Origin of the sequence: Hymenobacter lapidiphilus (assembly GCF_013377885.1) — a bacterium.
Lineage (GTDB): Bacteria > Bacteroidota > Bacteroidia > Cytophagales > Hymenobacteraceae > Hymenobacter > Hymenobacter lapidiphilus.
In genome coordinates this window covers 116631-137451 of sequence record NZ_JABKAU010000006.1, presented here as the reverse complement: position 1 = coordinate 137451, position 20821 = coordinate 116631, and the positions used below count along the sequence as shown (strand labels likewise).

The following is a 20821-nucleotide window of genomic DNA, read 5'->3' as shown; positions in this document are numbered from 1 at the left end:
CTGGCAGCGGGCCTGGTAACTCCCTGCATGCATTGGCCCATCGTTCCCGCCATCAATCGGCCCGCAGTTCGACTGCCACCAAAGCCGCAGGCCGGAGGTGTTGAAGGGGTTGCGGCACCAGCCACAAACCCTTCAACACCTCCGGCCTCTTCTACTCCAGCATGTCTTTTTGTATAAAATTGAAGCCCCGCCGCAACGTGTTTGGATAGCGTTGCGCCGGACAGCCCTACGGAATCAGGCGGTCGGTGCGGAGCTGGGCAAATAGGTCAAAGAACGAGTCCTCCGTGGTCTGGTAGGCTAGGAAACCGTGCCGACGGCTCTTGCTCATGTCGGTCATCACCTCAATAGGGCGGCCCAGGTCCAGGTCGGTGTGCCAGGGCGAAGCCAGGCGGCTGAGGTCGGCCTCGGCTAGTTGGTGGCGGTCGGCTATTTCGCGCCACACGGGGGCGTCGGCACTCATTTCGGCTTCCAATGGGTGAATGGTGCCGTCGAAACCCACGGCTTCCACCCCGAACCAGGCAGCCAAGCGCGGCCACAGCCAGCTCCAGCGGAATACGTCGCCGTTCACGATGTTGAAGGCCTCGTTGCGGGCCGTTTCGGCGGTGGCGGCCCAGCGCAACTGCTGGGCGATGATGCGGGCGTCGGTTACGTCGGAGAGGCCGTTCCACTGGGCTTCCGAGCCGGGCCAGCGGAAGGGTCGGCCAGTTTCGCGGCAGATGGAGGCGTACACGGCCAGCGTGGTGCCCAGGTTCATAAGGTTGCCGACGGCCTTGCCGATGATGGTGTGGGGCCGGTGGATGCTCCAGGTGAACCCGTCGCGGGCAGCGGCGGCGTACACCTCGTCTTCCTGGGCATAGTAAAAGTTATCGAGCGGCAGGCGGGGCTGCTCCTCACGCAGGGGCGTGGGCGGCGGCGTACCCCCGTTCACGTAGGCCTCAAACGGCCCCAGGTAATGTTTGAGGCCGGTAACCAGTGCCACGTGCTGTACCGAATGCTGGGGCGCCAGCACATTGAGCAAATTGCGGATCATCAGCGCATTGACACGGATGTTTTCGGCCTCGGTTTCCTGGCGCATCCAGGTGGTGATGAACATGTGGGTGGGTGCGCGGCCGGCGAGAGCCTTTTCCAGGCTGGCAGGGTCGAGTAGGTCGGCGGCCATGGGCTGCAGACCGGGCACGTCGTCGGGGCGGGGCGAGCGGGACAGGCCGTAGGTGGGCCAGTCGTGGGCCAGCAGCTCGCGGGCCAGGTTGCTGCCGATGATGCCGCTGGCGCCGACTACTAAAGCACGGTTATTCATATTTCGGAATTTGAATTGCACGGTGTAAGCCACCGTATACGTGGCGACAGGTAGTAGCAACAGCCGAAACCGCGAATAGGCCCGCCGAAATGCAAACCGACCACTCGGTTATCCCGCTGTGTCGCCCACATCGTCTCCATCATCCACCAGCACCCGGGCCAGCTTCTCAATGTTGAGGCTGCGGGCCGAGGCGTCGAAAATTTCGCGGTAGGTACCGCGTAGGTCGTAGAGGTGTTCGTGGGTGCCGCTTTCCACCATGCGGCCCTGCTTCATCACGTAGATGCAGTCGGCGTCCACAATCTGGGCGAGGCTGTGGGAGATGATGACCACCGTGCGGCCCTGCTTGATGGCGTCGAGCGAGTTCTTGATCTGCTCGGTGGCAATGGCGTCGAGCGACGCGGTGGGCTCGTCGAGGAAGATGATGGGCGGGTCTTTGAGGAACAGCCGGGCAATGGCGATGCGCTGCTGCTGCCCGCCCGAGAGCTGCTGGGCGTCACTCTGATAGCCTTTCGGCAGCTCCATAATCTGCTCGTGCAGGTAGGCCTGCCGGGCGGCATGCTTAATCTGGTCGAGCGTGGCGTCCATCACGCCGTAGCGGATATTCTCTTCAATGGTGCCCTTGAAAATGTGGTTTTTCTGGAGCACCAAGCCAATTTGCCGGCGCAAGTCGTGGGTGTCGTAGTCGGCCAGCGGCTCGCCGTCGAGCAGCATCTGGCCGCGGTCGGGGGCGTAGAACTTGCAGAGCAGGTTGATAATGGTGCTCTTGCCGGCCCCGCTCAGGCCCACCAGGGCGGTGGTTTTGCCAGCCTCAATCGTGAGGCAGACGTCGTGCAGGGCCTGGATGCCGCCGGGGTAGGTGAAATCGACGTTGCAGATGTCGAAGGTGCCGTGCAGGTGCACCGGCCGCAACGGGCCGGTAGGTTCGCGGGCATCCTGGGCGTCGAGGATGTCGAAGAAGCCCTCGGAGTAGGTGAGGGCGTCGTTCATTTCGTCGTAGATGCGGTGCAGCTGCCGGATGGGGGCCGACACGTTGTTGAACAGCAGGATATGGAACATGATGGCCCCGATGCTGATTTGCCCATCGAGCACTAGATAAGCCGTGAGCACGATGATGAACACCACGCCAATCTGCTCGGTAAAGGTTTTCAGGCCGTCGTAGCGGAAGCTGATGCGGCGCGTCTGGAGCTGAGCGGCCTGCAGCTCATCCTGGAGCTGGTTCTGCTTGGTAGCCTCGTAGTCTTCGCGCACGAAGCTCTTGATGACGATGGCCGAATCGATGAGGTTGACTAGGCCCTGGCTGCGGGCTTCGCGCAGGCCGCGCAATGCCCGGCGGGTGCCGTTGAGGCGGTCGGCCTGCCGGAAGCTCAGCCAGAAGTACACCGGCAGCACCGCCACGGCCACCAGCCCCACATACAGGTTGGCCGCGAACATAACCACCAGCGCCACCACCGAGTTGGCAAACAGCGGCAGGATGTCGATGAAGAAGTTCTGTACCAGCTTCATCAGGCTCTCCACGCCCCGGTCGATGCGGGTCTGGAGCTTACCAGTCTGGTTGCCGGTGTCGGCATAGAAGCCCAGTTGGTAGCCTACCACCCGCTGCACGGCCTCGTGCATGAGGGCCCCCGACACGCTGATGCGGATTTTCTCGCCGAAATACCGCTGCCCAAACTGGATGAAGGTATAGATGATTTCCTTGCCCAGCAGCAGCCCACTCACCAGCAGCAGCAAATCCATGCCCTGCGCCAAGCCCTGGTTCTGGTTGAGTAGTCCCTGCACCGTATCGACGGTGTAGCGGAGCACGAACGGGTTCACCTGGGCCGCCAGCGAGCCGACCAGCGTGAGCAACAGCGTGCCCAGCACCAGCGCACGGTAGGGCCGCACATACGGGAAAATGCGTTGAATAATCTGCCAGAGGCTCATCTAAATCGTGCTAGAGGTTGGAATCGGTTAGACGGGAAGGGCGGCGGTGAGGTTTGGATTGCGGGACCGAAACGGCGGCGGCAAGTAAAGGCCAAGCTACGGGCCGCCCGTCGGATCCGATGCAACCGCCGGGCAGTTTCGGAGTTTTTGGGCTGCTTCCTCACTCTTTTACCCTCACCTATGCTGCACACGTTCCGTTTCCTCGTGCTGGCCGGCTCGCTGGCCGTTTCCGCACCCGCGCTTGCCCAGTCGGGCGGCACCAAGGCCGACCCGGCCGTACTCGCCAAAATCAAAGATGAAGGCCTGAACCGCTCCAAAGTGATGGAAACAGCCTTCTACCTGACCGACGTGAGCGGCCCGCGCCTGGCCGGCTCCGACGGCCTGGCCCGCGCCAACGAGTGGAGCCGCAAGCAACTCGCCGACTGGGGCATGACCAACGCCAGCATCGAGCCTTGGGGCACCTTCGGCCGCGGCTGGAACATCGATAAGTCGTACCTGGCCATGACGGCCCCCTACTATCATGCTCTCATCGGCGCGCCCAAGGCCTGGACGCCCGGCACCAACGGCGCGCTCAAAAAGCGGGTGATGGTGGTAAAAGCCGCTTCCGAAGCCGACCTCGACAAGTACAAAGGCCAGCTGCGTGACAAAATCGTGCTGCTCGATGTAGCCAACCCGCCCAAGCCGTCTTTCGAGCCCGATGCGCGCCGCCATACCGATGAGGCGCTGCAGAGAATGGCCGAGTTCAAGCTGGAAGCCCCCACCGCCACGCCCAAGCCCGCCGACCTCAAGGCCGAGGAGCAGCTGAAAAACCGCCGGGCCCAGGCTGCCCTGCGTGCCAAACTGCTCGATATGGTACAGGCCGAAGGTGCTGCCGCCATCCTGAGTTCCCGCGGGGGCTCCGACGGCACGTTCTTCACTTCTAACGGTGCGCCGTACGCCGCCGATGCCAAGCCCGCGCTGCCCGAAATAGAAATGGCCCCCGAGGATCTGCTGCGCCTCATTCGTCTTGCCGAAGCCGGCCTGCCAGTAGAAGTGGAGATGGAAACCCGCACTCACTTTCAGGATAAAGACCTGCAGGGCTACAACGTGGTGGCCGAAATTGCCGGTACCGACCGCAAGCTCAAAAGTGAAGTAGTGATGCTCGGCGCCCACATCGACTCGTGGCACGCCGCCACCGGCGCTACCGACAACGCCGCCGGCGTGGCCGTGATGATGGAGGCCATGCGCCTGCTGAAAGCCGCCGGCGTGCAGCCGCGCCGCACCATCCGCATTGCGCTGTGGGGCGAGGAGGAGCAGGGCCTGTTTGGCTCGCGGGGCTACGTGAAAAACCACTTCGCCGACCCCGCCACCATGAAGCTGCTGCCCGACCACGAGAAGCTGGCCGCCTACTTCAACCTCGACAACGGCGCCGGTAAAATCCGCGGCATTTACGCCCAGGGCAACGAGGCCGCCGCGCCCATCTTCGCCGATTGGCTGAAGCCCTTCGCCGATTTGGGCGCTACCACCGTAACGCTGCGCAACACCGGCGGCACCGACCACCTGGCCTTTGACGCGGTGGGCCTGCCGGGCTTCCAGTTCATCCAGGACCCGCTCGACTACGGCACCCGCACCCACCACACCAACATGGACACCTACGAGCGCCTACCCGCCGCTGACCTCCAGCAGGCCGCCGTGGTAGTGGCCTCGTTCGTGTACCAGGCCGCCATGCGCGACCAGAAGCTGCCCCGCAAAGCGTTGCCGGTCGTGAAAACCACAGGCCAGCTGTAGGCTAGTTGTGGGCGATGACAGTCAAAGAGAAAAGCCGGCTCCCAAGGGTCGGCTTTTTTTTGAAGTAATTCTTCAGCTTCTTACCTGCCGCAAACAGTCGCCATAGTAACTTTCTTTGCTTACCAACTCCTCCTGCTATCCTTACATGTCTGCACAAGCTAACTGGCCCGACCTACTTCGGCAAATCAGCAAAGAAATTTTAACCGATGCAGACTTTCTGGAGGGTAATCTGGCTGAAACGCTGACCCCAGCTCACCGTCAAGCCGGGTGGCTGGGCGAGCCGGGGGCCACGGAAGTTGAGTTGGCAGCCTTGGAACAGCGTCTGGCAACTCAACTTCCGCCGTCGTATCGCACCTTTTTGCAAACATCGAACGGCTTCGGTCCACTCGACTACTTTATCTGGGATTTACAGCCTTGTCAGAAAGTTGACTGGTTGGTGAACACCAACAGGGATGTTGTAGAACTATGGGAAAAAGGAAGCAAGCAGACCCCGAGTGTATCGGATGAGGAGTACTTCCAGTATGGCGAAGAGCAAGCGGGAGAGCAGGTTAGAGGGGAATACTTCCGGGAACTGTTGATGATTTCTGACTGGGGAGATGCTGGTTTTTTGGCCCTGAACCCGGCGGTGCAGCATGAAGGAGAGTGGGAGGCCTGGCACTTTGCCAGCTGGATTCCTGGTGCAAACAGGTACCGCTCGTTCACAGAGCTAATGCAGGCTACCTTGGTAGGCTATCAGGCGCTTAAAGCCGAATAATCAGCTATGCTCCTTACTACCAAACCCCGCCTCCATGCCCTGTGCCTGGCCTACGTGCAGGACCGCCTAGCCACCATCCAAACGGCCATCAACGCGGCCCAGGAATCGGCCAATTCCGAAACCAAGAGCAGCGCCGGCGACAAGTATGAAACTGGCCGTGCCATGGCCCAGAATGAGCGGGATCGGAACCTGGTGCAGCTCCAGCAAGCCCGCCAGCTGCTGGCCGAAATTCAGCGCATCAACCCCGACCTGCCCTGCGACGCGGTGCGCCCCGGTGCGCTGGTCAACACCTCCATGGGCTGGTTCTACCTAGGAATCAGCGCCGGCAAACTACCACTGGATGGCACCGACTATTTCGCCGTATCGGCCGCCGCGCCGGTAGCGGCCGCGCTGGCCGGCAGGCGCCCCGGCGACTCGGTGCTGTTCAACGGGAAATCAGTACAGATTTCAGCTGTTAGCTAACCGTCATGCAGAGCGAAGCGAAGAATCTCGCGTGCAGTCGTTGCAATACGTCGGCACGCGAGATTCTTCGCTTCGCTCTGCATGACAGTTAGCTTATTATATCCCTTTCAGCAGGCCGGCAATGCCGCGGATATTGAGGCGGATGAAGTTGCGGATGCGCTCGAAGCGGCCACGAGCTTCGTCCAGTTCCTCGTCGGGCTCCAGCTGGCTGGGGCGCTGGGTGTCGAGCAGGGCAAAAACGGTTTCGGCCAGGTCGAAGTAGCCCAGTAGCATGAGTAGCAGCAGCTTCTTATCGTCTTCGGCGTAGCCTTTGGTGCGGATGGCCTTTACCAGCGTATCGAGCTGAGAAGTTTCGTCCACGAACAGGTCGCGCAGTACGGCGCGTTGGTGCTGGTAGTCGAGCAGCTGCTGGGGCGTGGCGGCTGAGGCCGGGAACGGAAATGTTTCGGTGAAGCGGGTAGCAGCGCGGTAATCGGTTTCGGCGGCGTAGATGGAGGTCAAGTGCTTCTGTAGGCTGGTCCAGAGGCCGGTGCGGGCTTTATCGAAGGCGGCAGAATCGGAGGCGGCGGGGGCAGGGATGCTCACGGGATGGTGGAAGCTGGTGGAAGCTCAAAATACGGGCTTTTGGGCTGGCGGGGTTAGAATGACAACGCTCAAGCCGCCGGAAGCTGTATTTTTGCTGTACTTGTTTGTCATCCTGAGTGGAGCGAAGGACTTGGTAAGAAGCCAATCAAGAATGTTACCTCCTTACCAGGTCCTTCGCTCCGCTCAGGATGACAATCAGGCTGCCCGAACCCAATTCCGTTCTATGTCCCTCGAAACCCCTAAGCGCGTTGCCCTGCTCGGCTCCACCGGCTCCATCGGCACCCAGGCCCTCGACGTGCTCCGCGCCCAGCCGGGCCGCTTCGTCGTGTCGGCCCTCTCGGCCCAATCGAATGCCGATTTGCTGGTGGCCCAGGCCCGCGAGTTCCGGCCCGCTGCTGTAGTTATCGGCGACGAAAGCAAATACGCCCAGGTGCGCGACGCCCTGGCCAATCAGCCCGAAACCGAAGTGCTGGCCGGCGCCGATGCCTTGGTCGAGGTGGCCGGCCGGCTCGACACCGATGTGGTGCTGACGGCCATGGTGGGCTACGCCGGGCTGCTGCCCACGGTGGCCGCCATTAAAGCCGGCCACGACATTGCCCTGGCCAACAAAGAAACCCTGGTAGTAGCCGGTCAGCTGATAACCGAGTTGGTGCGCCAACACGGCGTAAAGCTGCTGCCCGTCGATTCGGAGCACTCGGCCATTTTCCAGTGCCTGGTAGGGGAGCAGCAGAACCCAATTGAGAAAATCATCCTCACGGCCTCGGGCGGACCGTTCCGGGGCCGCACCCGGGCGCAGCTGGCCCAGGTTACCCGCGCTCAGGCCCTCAAGCACCCCAACTGGGATATGGGCGCCAAAATCACCATCGACTCGGCCTCCCTCATGAATAAGGGTCTCGAAGTGATTGAAGCCAAGTGGCTGTTCGGCCTCAGCAACGAGCAGGTGGAGGTCATTGTGCATCCGCAGAGCATTATCCACTCGCTGGTGCAGTTCGAAGATGGCTCACTAAAGGCGCAGCTCGGGTTGCCCGACATGAAGCTGCCCATTCAGTACGCGCTGGGCTATCCGCAGCGGCTGCCCAACGAATTCCCGCGCTTCAGCTTCCTCGACTACCCGCAACTGACGTTTGAGGCTGCCGATACCACCGCGTTCCGCAACCTCGGGTTGGCTTTTGAGGCCATGCGCCGGGGTGGCAACGCGCCCTGCATCCTCAACGCGGCCAACGAAATAGCCGTGGCCGCTTTCCTGCGCGACGAAATCGGCTTCCTGCAGATGTCGGACGTGGTAGAAACCAGCCTCGCGCGGGTTTCGTACCTTGCCGCTCCAACCCTCGCCGACTACGTAGCCACCGACCAGGAAACGCGCCGCGTGGCCGCCGAACTGCTCGGTACCGTGCGCGCCTGACAGGCTGGCCGGAATCCGGCGAACCACGGGCCGCGGCGCGTTGTTTGTTGGATTGCAAGGAGAGTAAATAAAGAACGTCATGCTTCGGCTTCGCTCAGCATGACAATGTCCTTTTAGACGCTCCACCCCAGCACCGAAATCACCTCATCACCCAACTAAATTACCCCGCTCTTTTGGAAGGATTAATCATGGCCGGCAACCTGCTGCTGGGCCTTTCGCTCCTGGTGGGCCTGCACGAGTTCGGACACTTTGCGGCCGCCAAATACTTTAAAATCCGGGTCGATAAGTTTTACATCTTCTTCGATTTCCTGTTTCCGCTGCCCGGGGTGATGAATTTCGCCCTGTTCAAAAAGAAAATCGGCGAGACGGAATATGGCCTGGGCTGGTTCCCTCTGGGCGGCTACGTGGCCATTCATGGCATGATCGACGAAACCCAGGATGCCGAGAGCCTGGCCGCCGAGCCGGCCCCCGACGAGTTCCGCTCGAAGCCGGCCTGGCAGCGCCTGATTGTGATGCTGGGCGGTATCATCATGAACGTGCTAACCGGCATCGTCATCTTCACACTGCTCACCTTCAGCTACGGCCAGAGCTATTTGCCGGCCTCGGAGGTGCGCTATGGCATTGTGCCAAGCGAGCTGGGCCAGGAAATGGGCTTCCGTGAAGGCGACAAAATCGTGAAAATTAACGGCCGTCCCTTCGACGATTTCAGCGACGTGTACAGCCCCGACGTGATTCTGGGCTCCAGCGCCTACTACACCGTCGACCGTGCCGGCCAGCTGGTAGATGTGCCCGTTCCCATCGACTTCATGGACCGCCTTGCCGACGAGGGCGAGCAGCGCTTCGTGCAGCCGCTCGACCCGTTCGTAGTCGACCAGGTAGTGCCTGGCAGCCCGGCCGCCAAGGCTGGCCTGCTACCCCAGGACCGTATTCTGACCGTAGGCAGCGCGTCCATCCGTTTCTTCCCCGAGCTGCAAAAGGCCCTGAAAGACCAGGCTGGCAAGCCGGTGGCGGTGCGCGTGGAGCGCGCCGGCCAGCCCGTAGCCCTGAACGTGAACGTTGACGACGACGGCAAAATTGGTTTCCTGCCCAAGTCGCTGCTTAAGTTCGAAACCCGCGACTATGGGCTGCTGGAAGCTATTCCGGTGGGCACCAAGCAGGCGTTCGGCGTGGTAACGACTCAGATGAAGGCGTTCGGTAAGATTTTCCGCGGCGAAGCTTCTTTCCGGAAGTCGGTAGGTGGGCCGATTGAAATTGCTCAGCAGTACGGCGGCACCTGGGACTGGCTCCGGTTCTGGACGCTGACGGGCCTGCTCTCGATGGTGCTGGCCTTCATGAACCTGCTGCCCATCCCGGCCCTCGACGGTGGCCACGTGGTGTTTCTGCTCTACGAAATGGTGGCCGGCCGCAAGCCGTCCGACGCCTTCATGGAAAATGCCCAGAAAGTAGGCATGATGATTATCCTGGGTTTGATGGCCTTTACGCTCATCATCAACCCGCTCATTAAGGCCTTCGGAGACTAAGCTTGAATTAGTGGACTGAAAAAGCCGTGCTGCTCGTTGGGGTGGCACGGCTTTTTCTTGCGCTGTATCTTTCCCGCAGAGAGGCGCAGAGGTTCCCTTAGAAAGGAGCGGAGTCGTTCTGAACAGTTCTGCGCACCTCTGCCAAACTTCTGCGCTCCTCTGCAGAAAACTCTTCTTGTCAATAATGCCCAAACTCCTCCGAATCCTGCCGCTTCTGCTCTTGGTTAGCCTTGCGGCGTGGGCCCATACCTACCACGCCAGCCTGATGGAGGTGCGCTTCAATCCCGAGAAGCAGCGGCTCGAAATAGCCCTCAAAGTTTTTACCGACGACCTGGAAAACGCAATTTCGCAAGGCCAGCCTGCACCCTATACCATCGGCCGGCTCTCCCGCACCCAACTCGACCCGCTGCTGCTGAACCTGCTGCGGCGGGAGGTGCAGCTTAGCACCCAGCCCGGCCGGCCGCTGCCGCTTACGTTGGTAGGCCTGCAAAAGGAAACCGATTCGCACTGGCTGTTCTTCACGGCCCCGCTGCCGGCTACTGCCACCAGCGTCACGCTTCGTCAGGGGCTGCTGCTTACCATCTTTCCCGACCAGATGAACCTCGTCAATCTCACCGCGGGCAAGCAGAAGGAAAGCTTCCTTTTCCGCAGCGGCAACGAGGAGCAGGAACTGAAGTGGTAGGAGGTGAATGGGGAGGAACTGAAGCTGTTTAGAAAGCACCCGGAATCAACCAGAACGTCATGCTTCGACTTCGCGGACGCCAGATGAAGCATGACGTTCTAATTCATTCCCGGCACTTCCCAACAGCTTCGTCTGAACGAGTCGTTACTAGGACCGTGCTAACGTAATAAGGTCCTTCCTTCGTCAGGATGATAACCTACTTACTCCTTTACGTTCACTATCCCCACCGCTACCACCCGTCATCCCCGCTAGCTGGTTTGGGATCGGGCTTGCCGGTCGGGGCGGGGTCGGCCTTGAACTGCTCGTCGCCGGCCGGCTTGATGACGCGGAATTCCACGCGGCGGTTGGTGCGGGCATCTTCGCGGGTTTTCTCCTCTTTGAGGGGTTTTTCGCTGCCGTAGCCCATGCTCTCCACACGGTTGGGCGGCAGCTTGCCTTTCTGCTCGATATAGCGGCGGATAGCCTCGGCGCGGTCCTGCGACAGTTTCAGGTTGAAGTCGATGTCGCCGCGGCTGTCGGTGTGGCCCGCAATGTTGAGCCGGAACGTGGGGTGGTCGACGAGGAAAGTGGTAATCCGGTCGAGGGTAGGATACATGGTCGGCCGAATGTTGGCCTTGTCCTGGTCGAACTCGATGTTCTGGAACACCATCGGCAGCTGGTAGTCGATGGCGTTGGTCATGAGCTGAAATACCGTGTCATTCTTCAGCGCAAAGCTTTTTTCGACGCTGAAAAAGTCGGGGCTCTGAATCAGCATCACGTAGTGCGAGCCTTCCATGAGGTCGAAATCGAAGGAGCCGTCGTCGCGCAGGTACTTGCTTGCCACCTCAATCCCGTTGTCGGTGTCGATAATGCTGACCAAGCCGTTGAGCGGCTTGCGGCTCACCGAGTCGATGAGCGAGCCCTCGATGTGCGTGGTGGCGGTGGGTTGGGCCTCCATCGGCAGCGGGAAGGAGTAGAGGTCCAGGTTCTTCATGTCGGCCTGCTCGGAGCGGGCGTAGTAGAGGTCCTTTGAGTCGGCGTCGATGGTGAAGTAGTACTCCGAGCCCTTGCCGTTCACCAGCGGCCCGATGTTGATGGGCTCCTGCCAGCGGCCGCGCGTGCGGTATGTTTTGTAGATGTCGAAGTCGCCGAAGTTGAGCAGCTGCCCCCGCGAGCTGAAATACAGCACGTGGTAAAGCGGGTGGTAAAACGGGCTCACCTCACTCTCGCGGGTGTTTACAACCGGCCCCATGTTCTGGGCCGGCAGCCACTGCCCGGCCTTGTTCTTCACCGTAAACCAGATGTCCGAGAGCCCGAAGCCGCCGAGCCGGTCGGAGGCGAAGTACAGCGTGTCTTCGCCCGGCGAAAGGGTCGGCTGCGAGTCCCAGGCCGGCGAGTTTACGTTAGGTCCCAGGCTTTTGGGCATGCTCCATTTGCCGTTCTCAAACGTGGCCTCATACAGGTCGCAGTTGCCCTGGCAGGTGGGGCACTCGCAGCGGGCGAAGTACAGCGTTTTGCCATCCTTGCTGATGCAGGCCGAACCCTCGTTGTAGGCCGAGTTGATGGGTTTGGGCAGGGCTTCGGCTTCGGTCCAGAGGCCATTTTCGCGGCGCGACTGGTAGATATCCTCATCGGAAACCTCCTGCAGGCGGCCGCGGGTTTTGCGCTTCGAGGTGAAATAAAGTAGGTTGGCGTCGGTGTTGAGCGTGGGGCCGTAGTCCTCCTTTTTCGAGTTGATGGCGTCGCCCATGCTGGTGTACACGCCCTTGGGCGGCCGGAACGTGGCAATGCTCTTGCGGTACTCTACCAGTTCGTAGTACTTTTTGAGGGGTACGTACAGTTCCGTTTCCTTCTGTTCGAGCGAGTCGTAGTACTGCTGCACCTTGGTCAGGCTCTGGCGGCGGTGCTTGAGGGCGAGCCGGAAGTAGGCGCGGGCCCGCTGCTCGTCGCCGGCCTTGTCCCAGAGTTGGCCCAGCCGCCACAGCAGCTGCGTGTCGCGGTAGAAGTTCTCGGTGCCAAACTGGCCCACATAGGTTTCGAGCAGGTTGCGGGCCGCCGGCCAGTTCTTGCGCTTTTCGGCCTGTTGAATAGCACGCAGGTCTTTTTTGTCGCGGAAATACGCTAGTCGGTTTACGTTCGGAAACAGCGGCGTGGCATCGGGCCGGGCCCGCAGCTGGCGGATAACTTTGGCCGACAGGGGCCGCTGGGCATAGGTCGGAGCTTTCTGCTGACCACTTGCCGGCACTGCCGCTCCGAAGCCCAGCAGCATCCCGCCGACGAATAGTAAAATGACGAATCGAAGCATAATCAGCGCGGCACCAGCAGTAAGCAGCGGGCCGGCGTCAAAAATAGGAAAATTTTGATGTGGTTGTTTGCCAACCGAGAGCGAAGATTTGAAGAATATCATCAGTTCTGCATCCTCCGAGTTTCAACGCCCCCGGCATCTCCCTGCCGATGTGGCAAAGGCTGGCCGTGGCACGGCGCTTGCCGGGCCTGTACCTGCGGTGTCGCTCCGCCGTAAAGGAGCACTAGTCTGGGGCCCTGGCCTGTCATTGTGGCACCTCGGCTTCTTTTTTGCCCGTCTTTTCGCCTCGCATGAGCTATTCCATCCCGCCTACCCCTTCTTTATCCTCGTTACTGCTGATGACCGACGACTCCACCGAAATGGTATCTATTGTGGCCGCCGACCCCGACCAGCCAATGGCTCCCGGCGAGCAGCCGCAGGTGCTGCCGCTGCTGCCAGTGCGCAACACGGTGCTGTTTCCGGGCGTAGTGCTGCCGGTGACGGTAACGCGCAAAAAGAGCATTCGGCTGGTGCGCAAGGCCTACAAGGGCAACAAGCTGATAGGGGTAGTAGCCCAGAAAAATGGCGAGTCGGACGACCCGATGCTGGCTGATATGTACCAGGTGGGCACGTTGGCCCGCATTCTGAAGATGCTGGTGCTGCCCGATGGCAACACCACTATCATCATCCAGGGCCAGTCGCGCTTCCGCATTGAGGAGGAAGTACAGACCATGCCCTACCTCACGGCCCGCGTCAGCTACGCGCCAGAGGCCTTCCCGGGCAAAAGCTCCCGCAGCCTCAAGGCGCTGGTGTCGTCGCTCAAGGAGGCGGCGTCGCGTATGCTCAAGCTCAACCCCGAAATCCCACAGGAGGCCCAGGTAGCCCTGGATAATATCGAGTCGCCAGCCTTCCTGACGCACTTTCTGTCGTCCAACCTCAACGTGGAGGTGAGCGTGAAGCAGCAGCTGCTCGAAACCAACGACGGCGTGGAGCGCGGCACCAAGCTGCTGGAGCTGATGCTGAAGGAAATCCAGCACCTGGAAATCAAGCGCGAAATCCACACTAAAGTCCATACCGACATCGACCAGCAGCAGCGCGACTACTTCCTGCGCCAGCAGATAAAAGTGCTGCAGGATGAGTTGGGCTTCGATGGCCCCGAGCAGGACGCCGACAAGCTGCGCCAGCGGGCCAAGGGCAAAAAGTGGCCCGCGGCCGTGGCCAAGCACTTCGAGAAGGAGCTCGATAAGCTCAGCCGCCTCAACCCCCAGGCCGCCGAGTACCCCATCAGCGTCAACTACGTCGAGTACCTGCTCGATTTGCCCTGGGGCGAATACACCAAGGACAACTTCAACCTGAAACGCACCCAGCGCATCCTCGACCAGGACCATTACGGCATGGAAAAGGTGAAGGCGCGCATCATCGAGTACCTCGCAGTGCTCAAGCTGAAGAACGACCTGAAAGCGCCGATTTTGTGCCTCTACGGTCCTCCCGGTGTGGGTAAAACCAGCCTCGGCAAATCCATTGCCAAGGCGCTGGGCCGCAAGTATGCCCGCCTGAGCTTAGGCGGCGTGCGCGACGAGGCCGAAATCCGGGGGCACCGCAAGACCTACGTTGGGGCCATGCCTGGCCGCATTATCGCCCAGATTAAAAAGGCCGGCGCCGCCAACCCCGTTATCGTGCTCGATGAAATCGACAAGCTGGCCTCCGATTTCCGCGGCGACCCCAGCTCGGCGCTGCTCGAAGTGCTTGACCCCGAGCAGAACTCGACCTTCACCGACAATTACCTGGAGGTGGAATACGACCTGAGCCGGGTGCTGTTCATTGCCACCGCCAACTCGCTCGACACCATTCAGCCCGCCCTGCGCGACCGGATGGAAATTATTGATCTGACGGGCTACACGCTGGAGGAGAAAAGCCAGATTGCCAAAAAGCACCTCTGGCCTAAGCTGCTCGAAGAGCACGGCCTCGGCCCTAAAGACGCCGCCGTGAGCACCGCCGCCCTACAGCGCGTGATTGACGACTACACCCGCGAAAGCGGCGTGCGCAGCCTGGAGCGCAAGCTCGGCGGGCTGGTGCGCAACGTAGCCAAGAGCAAGGCCATGGACGAAAGCTACCCTGCCACCCTGCAGCCGGCCGATGTGAAGCGCATCCTGGGCGCGCCTATTTTCGACCGCGACCAGTACCAGGACAACGAAACGGCCGGCGTAGTAACCGGCCTGGCCTGGACCAGCGTGGGCGGCGATATTCTGTTTATTGAAAGCCTGCTGAGCCGGGGCCGGGGCAAACTCACGCTCTCGGGCCAGCTCGGCGACGTGATGAAGGAATCGGCCGTAACGGCGCTCAGCTACCTGCGCAGCCGCGCCGACGAGCTGGGCATCGACTACCGCCTCTTCGATCAGTACGACCTGCACATTCACTTCCCCGAAGGCGCGGTGCCCAAAGACGGCCCCAGCGCCGGCATTGCCATCTTCACTAGCATTGCCTCGGTGTTCACCCAGCGCAAAATCCGCAGCCACCTGGCCATGACGGGCGAAATAACCCTGCGCGGCAAGGTGCTGCCGGTGGGCGGCATCAAGGAGAAAATCCTGGCCGCCCGCCGCGCCGGCATCAAGGACATTATCCTCTGCCCCAAAAACTGCAAAGACATCGACGAAATAGCCCCTCATTACCTCCAGGGCCTCACCATTCACTACGCCGACCGCGTGGATGACGTGCTGCGCGTGGCGTTGCTGGATGAGCAGGTGGCACACCCGATGAAGCTGGTAGTGCGCGACGAAGCGCCCGCGCCGTTAGGCCCGAGCGTGGAAGTGCAGTAGGGGGAGCAGCATTGTAAAAGAACGTCATGCTGAGCGCAGCCGGATGTGAAGTCGAAGCATCTGTACCGCAATGGTAATTCCTGTGGATGGTAATGAAGCGGTAGAGATGCTTCGGCAAGCTCAGCATGACGTTCTTCCAACATTGAGTTACTCACGCCGCACAATAAATCCGGCCGCCGCAACGTCCTGTCCGGGAACTGCTTTATCTTACCGTTGATGAACCAACTCCTACGCCGCACCGCCGTTGTTTTTGCCGTTTCGGGCCTTACGCTGGGCACGGCGCGCGCCCAGATTGGGGGGCAGCGGGCCTTCTCGTTTCTGAACCTGCCTACCAGCGCCAAGTTGGCCGGCCTGGGCGGCGTCAATACCTCGTCGCGCGATGCCGATGGCACCATGCTTTACGCCAACCCGGCCTTGCTAAATGCTGATATGGATGGCCGGCTGGCTCTGGGTTTTGTCGATTATCTGGCCGACATCAAGCAGAGCACCGCAGTGTACGTGTTCAACACGGCCAAAGCCGGCCGGATAGGAGTAGGGTTAACCTACCTCAACTACGGCGACTTCGAGCAGTTCGACCCGGCCGGTAATTCGCTGGGCCGGTTTACAGTGAACGAGTACGCCCTGAGTCTCTCCGATTCCTATACCTCAGGCGTGTTCACGCTGGGTGGCACGCTCAAGCTGGCCGGCTCGGGCATTGCCGGCAACCACTCGTACGCCGCCCTGGCTGATGTGGGGGGCCTGTTCAAGCACCCCACCGCCGATTTCACGGTGGGCCTGGTGGTACGTAACGCCGGCGTGCAGCTAAAGGCCTACGATGGTGCCGACCGGGAGCCGATGCCATTTGATGTGCAACTGGGCGCATCCATCAAGCCCGAGTACCTGCCGTTCCGGTTTTCCCTCACGGCCCATCACCTCCAGCAGCTCGATATCGTTTACCTCGACCCCAGCCAGCGCGGTCAGATCGACGAGAATGGCAACGAAGTAAAGCCGGAAAAGAGCCTGGGCGACAAGATTGCGCGGCATTTTGCAGTGGGTGGCGAACTACTGCTCAGCAAAAACCTGAACGTACGCGTCGGCTATAACCACCTCCAGCGCCGCGAGCTGCGGCTGGATAACACTGCGGGCGGGGCCGGCTTCTCATTTGGCGTCATGTTGCGCATCAGCCAGTTTCAGCTCGACTATACCCACGCTGGCTACCACGCCTCGGGCGGTGCCAACTACTTCACCGTTTCTCGTAACCTCGATTCGCTGTTCAAGAAACAGCCTTAATAGTTGGCTGTTGTCTACAACGGCATCCTGAGCATTCCGCGAGTTGAGCGGCGACGAAGAACCTGTATGATGCTGAAGATGCCCCAAGGCTCTGTTGTGACAAGGATCCTCGTCGCCGCTCAACTCGCGGAATGCTCAGGATGACGAATTACTATATCAGCCCTTCCTCCAAACAGTACCTTATTACATGCTTGAATCCTCGGAATTTCTGACCCCGGCCCAGATTGTGGTCGAACTCGACAAGTATATCATCGGCCAGCACGAGGCCAAGCGCCACGTGGCCATTGCCCTGCGTAACCGCTGGCGCCGCCTGCGCGCTGCCCCCGAAATGCGCGACGAAATCGTGCCCAACAACATCCTCATGATTGGCTCGACCGGCGTGGGTAAAACCGAAATTGCCCGTCGGCTGGCCGGTATTTCCGGTTCGCCCTTCGTGAAAGTGGAAGCCTCTAAGTTCACCGAAGTCGGCTACGTGGGGCGCGATGTGGAGAGCATGGTGCGCGACCTGGTGGAGCAGTCGGTGAACATGGTGAAAACCCGCCGCAAGGAGGAGGTGAAAGCCCGGGCTGCCGAGCTGGTAGAAGAGGCCATCCTCGACATCCTGATTCCGCCCGTAACCGGCGCGCCCGGTGCGGGCACCAAGCCGGCGCTGGGCTTCCCCACTACCCCAACCTCGGGCGACATGCCCGACTCGGACCACGAGCTCAATGAGCGTACCCGCGAACGATTCCGCGAGAAAATTCGCAACGGTGAGCTGGATGACCGTAAAATTGAGATTCAGGTGCAGCAGGGCGGTGGCGGCATCAGTGTAATGGGTGGCGCGCCCGGCGGCATGGACGAGGCCAGCATGGCCGGCATCCAGGATATGCTGGGCTCGATGATGCCCAAGAAAACCCGCAAGCGCAAGGTAACCGTGGCCGAAGCCCGCAAGCTGCTGCTCGACGAGGAAGCCGCCAAGCTCATCGACATGGACGAGGTGAAGGACGAGGCCGTGCGCCACGCCGAAAACTCCGGCATCATCTTCATCGACGAAATCGACAAAGTAGCCAGCAAGAGCAGCAAAGGCGGCGGCGGCCCCGACGTAAGCCGCGAAGGCGTACAGCGCGACCTGCTGCCCATCGTGGAGGGTTCGGCCGTGAGCACCAAGTACGGCATCGTGAACACCGACCACATCCTCTTCATAGCTGCCGGCGCTTTCCACGTGGCCAAGCCCTCCGACCTCATCCCCGAGCTGCAGGGCCGCTTCCCCATCCGCGTTGAGCTGCAAAGCCTGACCAAGGGCGACTTCTACCAGATTCTTAAGGACCCTAAAAATGCTCTTACCAAGCAATACGAGGCGCTTTTAAAGGCTGAGGACGTAGAGCTGACTTTTGAAGATGCAGCCCTGGAGCGTCTGGCCGAAATTGCCTTCGAAGTGAACAGCGAAGTGGAAAACATCGGGGCCCGCCGCCTGCATACCGTCATGAGCCGCCTGCTCAACGACATCCTCTTCGACGTACCCGATAAAATCGGAGCCAACGCCCGCATCCTCATCGACCGTGCCTTGGTTGAGGAGCGCCTGACCGACATGGTCCGTAACCGCGACCTGAGCCAGTATATTTTGTGATGAAGTGATGAGGTAATAGGGCGAATGCCGTTCAGGTGCTTTGCTACTGAAATGATGAGTGCCGTTCAACGTCACCCTCGGTCCCTGCGTAACTACCGCGGAGACTGGGTGCGCTGAACGGCACTCACTATTTTACCCTCTCACTATTTCACCTCATGCACTACTACCTTATCACCGGGGCCAGCCGGGGCCTGGGCCGGGCACTGGCCGAAGCCGCCCTTGCCCAGCCCGATACCTCCGTTATCGGTATCTGCCGCCACGCGACCATTCAGCACGAACGGTACCAGCACCAGCCCCTCGACCTCTCGGATCTGGCGGCCGTGCAGCACAACCTGCACAAGGTGTTTTCGCGCTTTCCCGATGCCACCAGCCTCACCCTCATCAACAATGCCGCCGTGCTGGGCGAAATCGGCTACCTGGGCGAGCAGCCCAACGAGCACTTCGAATTTGTGTTCGACCTAAATCTGCTGGCCCCGGCCATGCTGATGAACACCTTCCTGAGCGCCTATCAAGGTCGTGAATTGCCGCGCACCATCCTCAACATAAGCAGCGGCGCGGCCCAACGCCCCGTCGATGGTTGGGGAGCCTATTCGGCTTCCAAAGCCGCCCTCGATGCTCTCTCCCGCACGGCCCAGCACGAGCAGGGGTTACGCGGCAGCGGCGTCCGCATCCGCAGCCTCTCGCCTGGTATTCTCGATACCCCCATGCAGGAGCACATCCGCTCGGCCGACGCCCATCATTTCAGCGAAGCCGCCAAATTCGCCGATTTCCACCAGCAGGGCCAGTTGCGCCAACCTGCCGAAGTAGCCGGCCGCATTATGGCGTGGCTGCAACAGCCAGATCTGGGGTCGGAGGTAGTGCTGCGGGTTAGTGAGCTAGAATAAGTTGTGCCGCGAAAAGCACAAAAAAAGAGCGGCAGAATTTTCTGCCGCTCTTTTTTTGTGCTACCGAAAGATAGATACTTAGTCTTCCGTACCGTCATCCCACCAAACACCATTAGCAATAGTGGTGTTGGGAACATTCTCGCTGTTGGTCGCGATTTCGCTTTGCGGGTAGGGGAAACGCCGCGGGAAGAATACTGAATTCTTTGGGTTGCTTAATGTCGGGAAGCCAGTACGACGGTAGTCGTTGTAGGCTTCAATCGACTGATATATGAACAACGAAATATACTTCTGCTGGATGATAGCCTGTTGGGTCAGGCCCGCAGCACCCATAAACACCCGGTCGCGGAAGGCCTGGGAAGCAGCCGTGGTACTGGTACTCACGGAAGTTGAGGCACCTCTAGCCGTCAGGTCAGTATTAACGCCCGTAACGTAGGCCTCATAAGCCCCGGCTCTGTCGCCGGTTCGCAAACGAGCTTCAGCTTCAATAAACTTCAGCTCAGCAAATGTGATAATGGGCTGTGCAGCCGTGGCATTAATCACGTTGCGCGATACGCGTGAGTATATAGTGCCGCCCTGGTCGTTGACAGCCGTGCCATTGGGTGCACCTACAATAGGACCCCCAACCACCCGGCGTACGGGGTCGATTAGGAACGAAATGCGCGGATCGTTATCGGCCGGATTAGGATCAGTTGCGGCGGTGGCTGGGATGTTGCGCAGCAGGTTATAAAACGAGGTGCTTACGGCAAAGTGACCCCGGTCATTCTCCTCCTGAAACCAAGGGTTCTCACCAATGGCCGTTGCCGCGTACCGGCTGAAGGTAAGGTTATCAGCTGACGAGGCAAAAGCTTTTGGCAGAGCTGCCAGCACGGCGGCGGCCGAGCCGTTTGGGTCGCGCTTGCTCAGGTGGTTGGCTAGCCGCGCCTTTAGGGCGTAGGCGGCTTTGGTCCACTTGGCAGCATCACCGGCGTAGAAGAAATCGGACGCGCCGGGCACTTTGTTGGACTCCTTGGCCAAATCGAGGATGGCATCATCGAGCAGTGCATTCAGGCCCTGGTAAATCTGCTGTTGCGGATCGTAAGCGGGCTTGAGTGTTACACTTGGCTTGTTCGCCTCAGTGTAGGGCACCCGGCCAAACAGGTCGGTTGCCACGCTCAGGTTGTAGGCCTTCAGTACTTTGGCAATGCCCACATAGCGCCAGGCCCCGGCTTCTTCTCCGGTAGAGCCCTTGGCAATCATGTAGTCCAGGTCCTGTAGCTGGCCGGCGTAGATGTCGTTCCAGTTATTGCTAGTAGCCGTCGACACGAACGAACCATTGGAGCGTTTGTCGGCCTGCTCGAACTGGGCGTGTACCCCGGTCGTCATCTCGGTAAATACCGCCGAATACCAGGCCAGGTCGGTGCCCGACACGCTGAAGGCTGCGCCAACTGTTACCTGCGGCATAAGCAGCAGGAGCGGAGCTTGCTCGGGTGAGTTGGGATTGGTATTGATTTCATCCAGCTTATCATCCGAGCAGGCTCCCGACCCGAAGGCCAGGCCCAACATCATCAGATAAGGAAGAGCTTTAGTACGTTTCATATGTGCAAAAATCAAAGGT

Annotated in this window: 15 protein-coding genes; 10 read left to right on the top strand and 5 right to left on the bottom strand. The window is 60.3% G+C overall.

Annotation, left to right across the window (positions count from 1 at the left end; genetic code table 11):
- Positions 1 to 226 precede the first annotated feature (226 nt).
- Positions 227 to 1297, bottom strand: a complete 1071-nt coding sequence (locus HW554_RS04920; protein WP_176907349.1) for an SDR family oxidoreductase — start codon at positions 1295 to 1297, stop codon at positions 227 to 229.
- Between the two features lie 108 nt (positions 1298 to 1405).
- Positions 1406 to 3217: an ABC transporter ATP-binding protein gene (locus HW554_RS04915; protein ID WP_176907347.1), complete on the bottom strand. Its 1812-nt coding sequence runs from the start codon at positions 3215 to 3217 to the stop codon at positions 1406 to 1408.
- A 180-nt stretch (positions 3218 to 3397) separates the two neighbouring features.
- Between HW554_RS04915 and HW554_RS04910 the strand changes: the two genes are divergently transcribed.
- The 3 genes from HW554_RS04910 to HW554_RS04900 all read left to right on the top strand — a co-directional run bounded on the left by HW554_RS04910 (position 3398) and on the right by HW554_RS04900 (position 6200).
- Positions 3398 to 4984, top strand: a complete 1587-nt coding sequence (locus HW554_RS04910; RefSeq protein WP_176907345.1) for a M28 family metallopeptidase — start codon at positions 3398 to 3400, stop codon at positions 4982 to 4984.
- 145 nt (positions 4985 to 5129) lie between these two features.
- Complete coding sequence (locus HW554_RS04905) at positions 5130 to 5738, top strand: SMI1/KNR4 family protein (protein ID WP_176907343.1); 609 nt, start codon at positions 5130 to 5132, stop codon at positions 5736 to 5738.
- Between the two features lie 6 nt (positions 5739 to 5744).
- A complete protein-coding gene (locus HW554_RS04900; RefSeq protein ID WP_176907341.1) occupies positions 5745 to 6200 on the top strand; it encodes a 3-oxoacyl-ACP synthase in 456 nt (151 codons plus the stop codon).
- Positions 6201 to 6296: 96 nt separating this feature from the next.
- Here the strand turns inward: HW554_RS04900 and HW554_RS04895 are convergent, their stop codons facing one another.
- Complete coding sequence (locus tag HW554_RS04895) at positions 6297 to 6785, bottom strand: hypothetical protein (protein ID WP_176907339.1); 489 nt, start codon at positions 6783 to 6785, stop codon at positions 6297 to 6299.
- A gap of 223 nt (positions 6786 to 7008) precedes the next feature.
- Here HW554_RS04895 and HW554_RS04890 point away from each other — a divergent pair, with 223 nt between their 5' ends.
- The 3 genes from HW554_RS04890 (at position 7009) to HW554_RS04880 (ending at position 10389) form a co-directional block, all read left to right on the top strand.
- A complete protein-coding gene (locus tag HW554_RS04890) occupies positions 7009 to 8187 on the top strand; it encodes a 1-deoxy-D-xylulose-5-phosphate reductoisomerase (RefSeq protein ID WP_176907338.1) in 1179 nt (392 codons plus the stop codon).
- 173 nt (positions 8188 to 8360) lie between these two features.
- On the top strand, positions 8361 to 9707 hold the full coding sequence (gene rseP / locus HW554_RS04885; protein ID WP_246285107.1) for an RIP metalloprotease RseP: 1347 nt from the start codon (positions 8361 to 8363) through the stop codon (positions 9705 to 9707).
- Positions 9708 to 9891: 184 nt separating this feature from the next.
- Complete coding sequence (locus HW554_RS04880) at positions 9892 to 10389, top strand: DUF6702 family protein (RefSeq protein WP_176907336.1); 498 nt, start codon at positions 9892 to 9894, stop codon at positions 10387 to 10389.
- 229 nt (positions 10390 to 10618) lie between these two features.
- Here the strand turns inward: HW554_RS04880 and HW554_RS04875 are convergent, their stop codons facing one another.
- Positions 10619 to 12673 carry an OmpA family protein gene (locus HW554_RS04875; protein ID WP_246285106.1) on the bottom strand — a complete coding sequence of 685 codons (2055 nt, stop codon included), beginning with the start codon at positions 12671 to 12673 and terminating at the stop codon, positions 10619 to 10621.
- Between the two features lie 338 nt (positions 12674 to 13011).
- Here HW554_RS04875 and lon point away from each other — a divergent pair, with 338 nt between their 5' ends.
- From lon to HW554_RS04855, 4 genes are all read left to right on the top strand, one after another.
- Positions 13012 to 15468, top strand: coding sequence for an endopeptidase La (lon, locus tag HW554_RS04870; protein ID WP_394354313.1), 2457 nt, complete (start codon positions 13012 to 13014; stop codon positions 15466 to 15468).
- A gap of 216 nt (positions 15469 to 15684) precedes the next feature.
- Positions 15685 to 16737 carry a type IX secretion system protein PorQ gene (gene porQ, locus HW554_RS04865; protein ID WP_176907333.1) on the top strand — a complete coding sequence of 351 codons (1053 nt, stop codon included), beginning with the start codon at positions 15685 to 15687 and terminating at the stop codon, positions 16735 to 16737.
- A 187-nt stretch (positions 16738 to 16924) separates the two neighbouring features.
- Positions 16925 to 18343 carry an ATP-dependent protease ATPase subunit HslU gene (hslU, locus tag HW554_RS04860; RefSeq protein WP_176907331.1) on the top strand — a complete coding sequence of 473 codons (1419 nt, stop codon included), beginning with the start codon at positions 16925 to 16927 and terminating at the stop codon, positions 18341 to 18343.
- 155 nt (positions 18344 to 18498) lie between these two features.
- Positions 18499 to 19227: an SDR family NAD(P)-dependent oxidoreductase gene (locus HW554_RS04855; RefSeq protein ID WP_176907329.1), complete on the top strand. Its 729-nt coding sequence runs from the start codon at positions 18499 to 18501 to the stop codon at positions 19225 to 19227.
- Between the two features lie 78 nt (positions 19228 to 19305).
- Here the strand turns inward: HW554_RS04855 and HW554_RS04850 are convergent, their stop codons facing one another.
- Entirely contained in the window at positions 19306 to 20802 is a 1497-nt protein-coding gene (locus HW554_RS04850) for a SusD/RagB family nutrient-binding outer membrane lipoprotein (protein ID WP_176907327.1), read from the bottom strand.
- Positions 20803 to 20821 lie beyond the last annotated feature (19 nt).

What these genes read in the sequence shown, in the direction of transcription:
- HW554_RS04920 (WP_176907349.1), bottom strand. Translation starts at nt 1,297, where the DNA reads ATGAATAACCGTGCTTTAGTAGTCGGCGCCAGCGGCATCATCGGCAGC.
- HW554_RS04915 (WP_176907347.1), bottom strand. Translation starts at nt 3,217, where the DNA reads ATGAGCCTCTGGCAGATTATTCAACGCATTTTCCCGTATGTGCGGCCC.
- HW554_RS04910 (WP_176907345.1), top strand. Translation starts at nt 3,398, where the DNA reads ATGCTGCACACGTTCCGTTTCCTCGTGCTGGCCGGCTCGCTGGCCGTT.
- HW554_RS04905 (WP_176907343.1), top strand. Translation starts at nt 5,130, where the DNA reads ATGTCTGCACAAGCTAACTGGCCCGACCTACTTCGGCAAATCAGCAAA.
- HW554_RS04900 (WP_176907341.1), top strand. Translation starts at nt 5,745, where the DNA reads ATGCTCCTTACTACCAAACCCCGCCTCCATGCCCTGTGCCTGGCCTAC.
- HW554_RS04890 (WP_176907338.1), top strand. Translation starts at nt 7,009, where the DNA reads ATGTCCCTCGAAACCCCTAAGCGCGTTGCCCTGCTCGGCTCCACCGGC.
- HW554_RS04880 (WP_176907336.1), top strand. Translation starts at nt 9,892, where the DNA reads ATGCCCAAACTCCTCCGAATCCTGCCGCTTCTGCTCTTGGTTAGCCTT.
- HW554_RS04875 (WP_246285106.1), bottom strand. Translation starts at nt 12,673, where the DNA reads ATGCTTCGATTCGTCATTTTACTATTCGTCGGCGGGATGCTGCTGGGC.
- lon (WP_394354313.1), top strand. Translation starts at nt 13,012, where the DNA reads ATGACCGACGACTCCACCGAAATGGTATCTATTGTGGCCGCCGACCCC.
- porQ (WP_176907333.1), top strand. Translation starts at nt 15,685, where the DNA reads ATGAACCAACTCCTACGCCGCACCGCCGTTGTTTTTGCCGTTTCGGGC.
- hslU (WP_176907331.1), top strand. Translation starts at nt 16,925, where the DNA reads ATGCTTGAATCCTCGGAATTTCTGACCCCGGCCCAGATTGTGGTCGAA.
- HW554_RS04855 (WP_176907329.1), top strand. Translation starts at nt 18,499, where the DNA reads ATGCACTACTACCTTATCACCGGGGCCAGCCGGGGCCTGGGCCGGGCA.
- HW554_RS04850 (WP_176907327.1), bottom strand. Translation starts at nt 20,802, where the DNA reads ATGAAACGTACTAAAGCTCTTCCTTATCTGATGATGTTGGGCCTGGCC.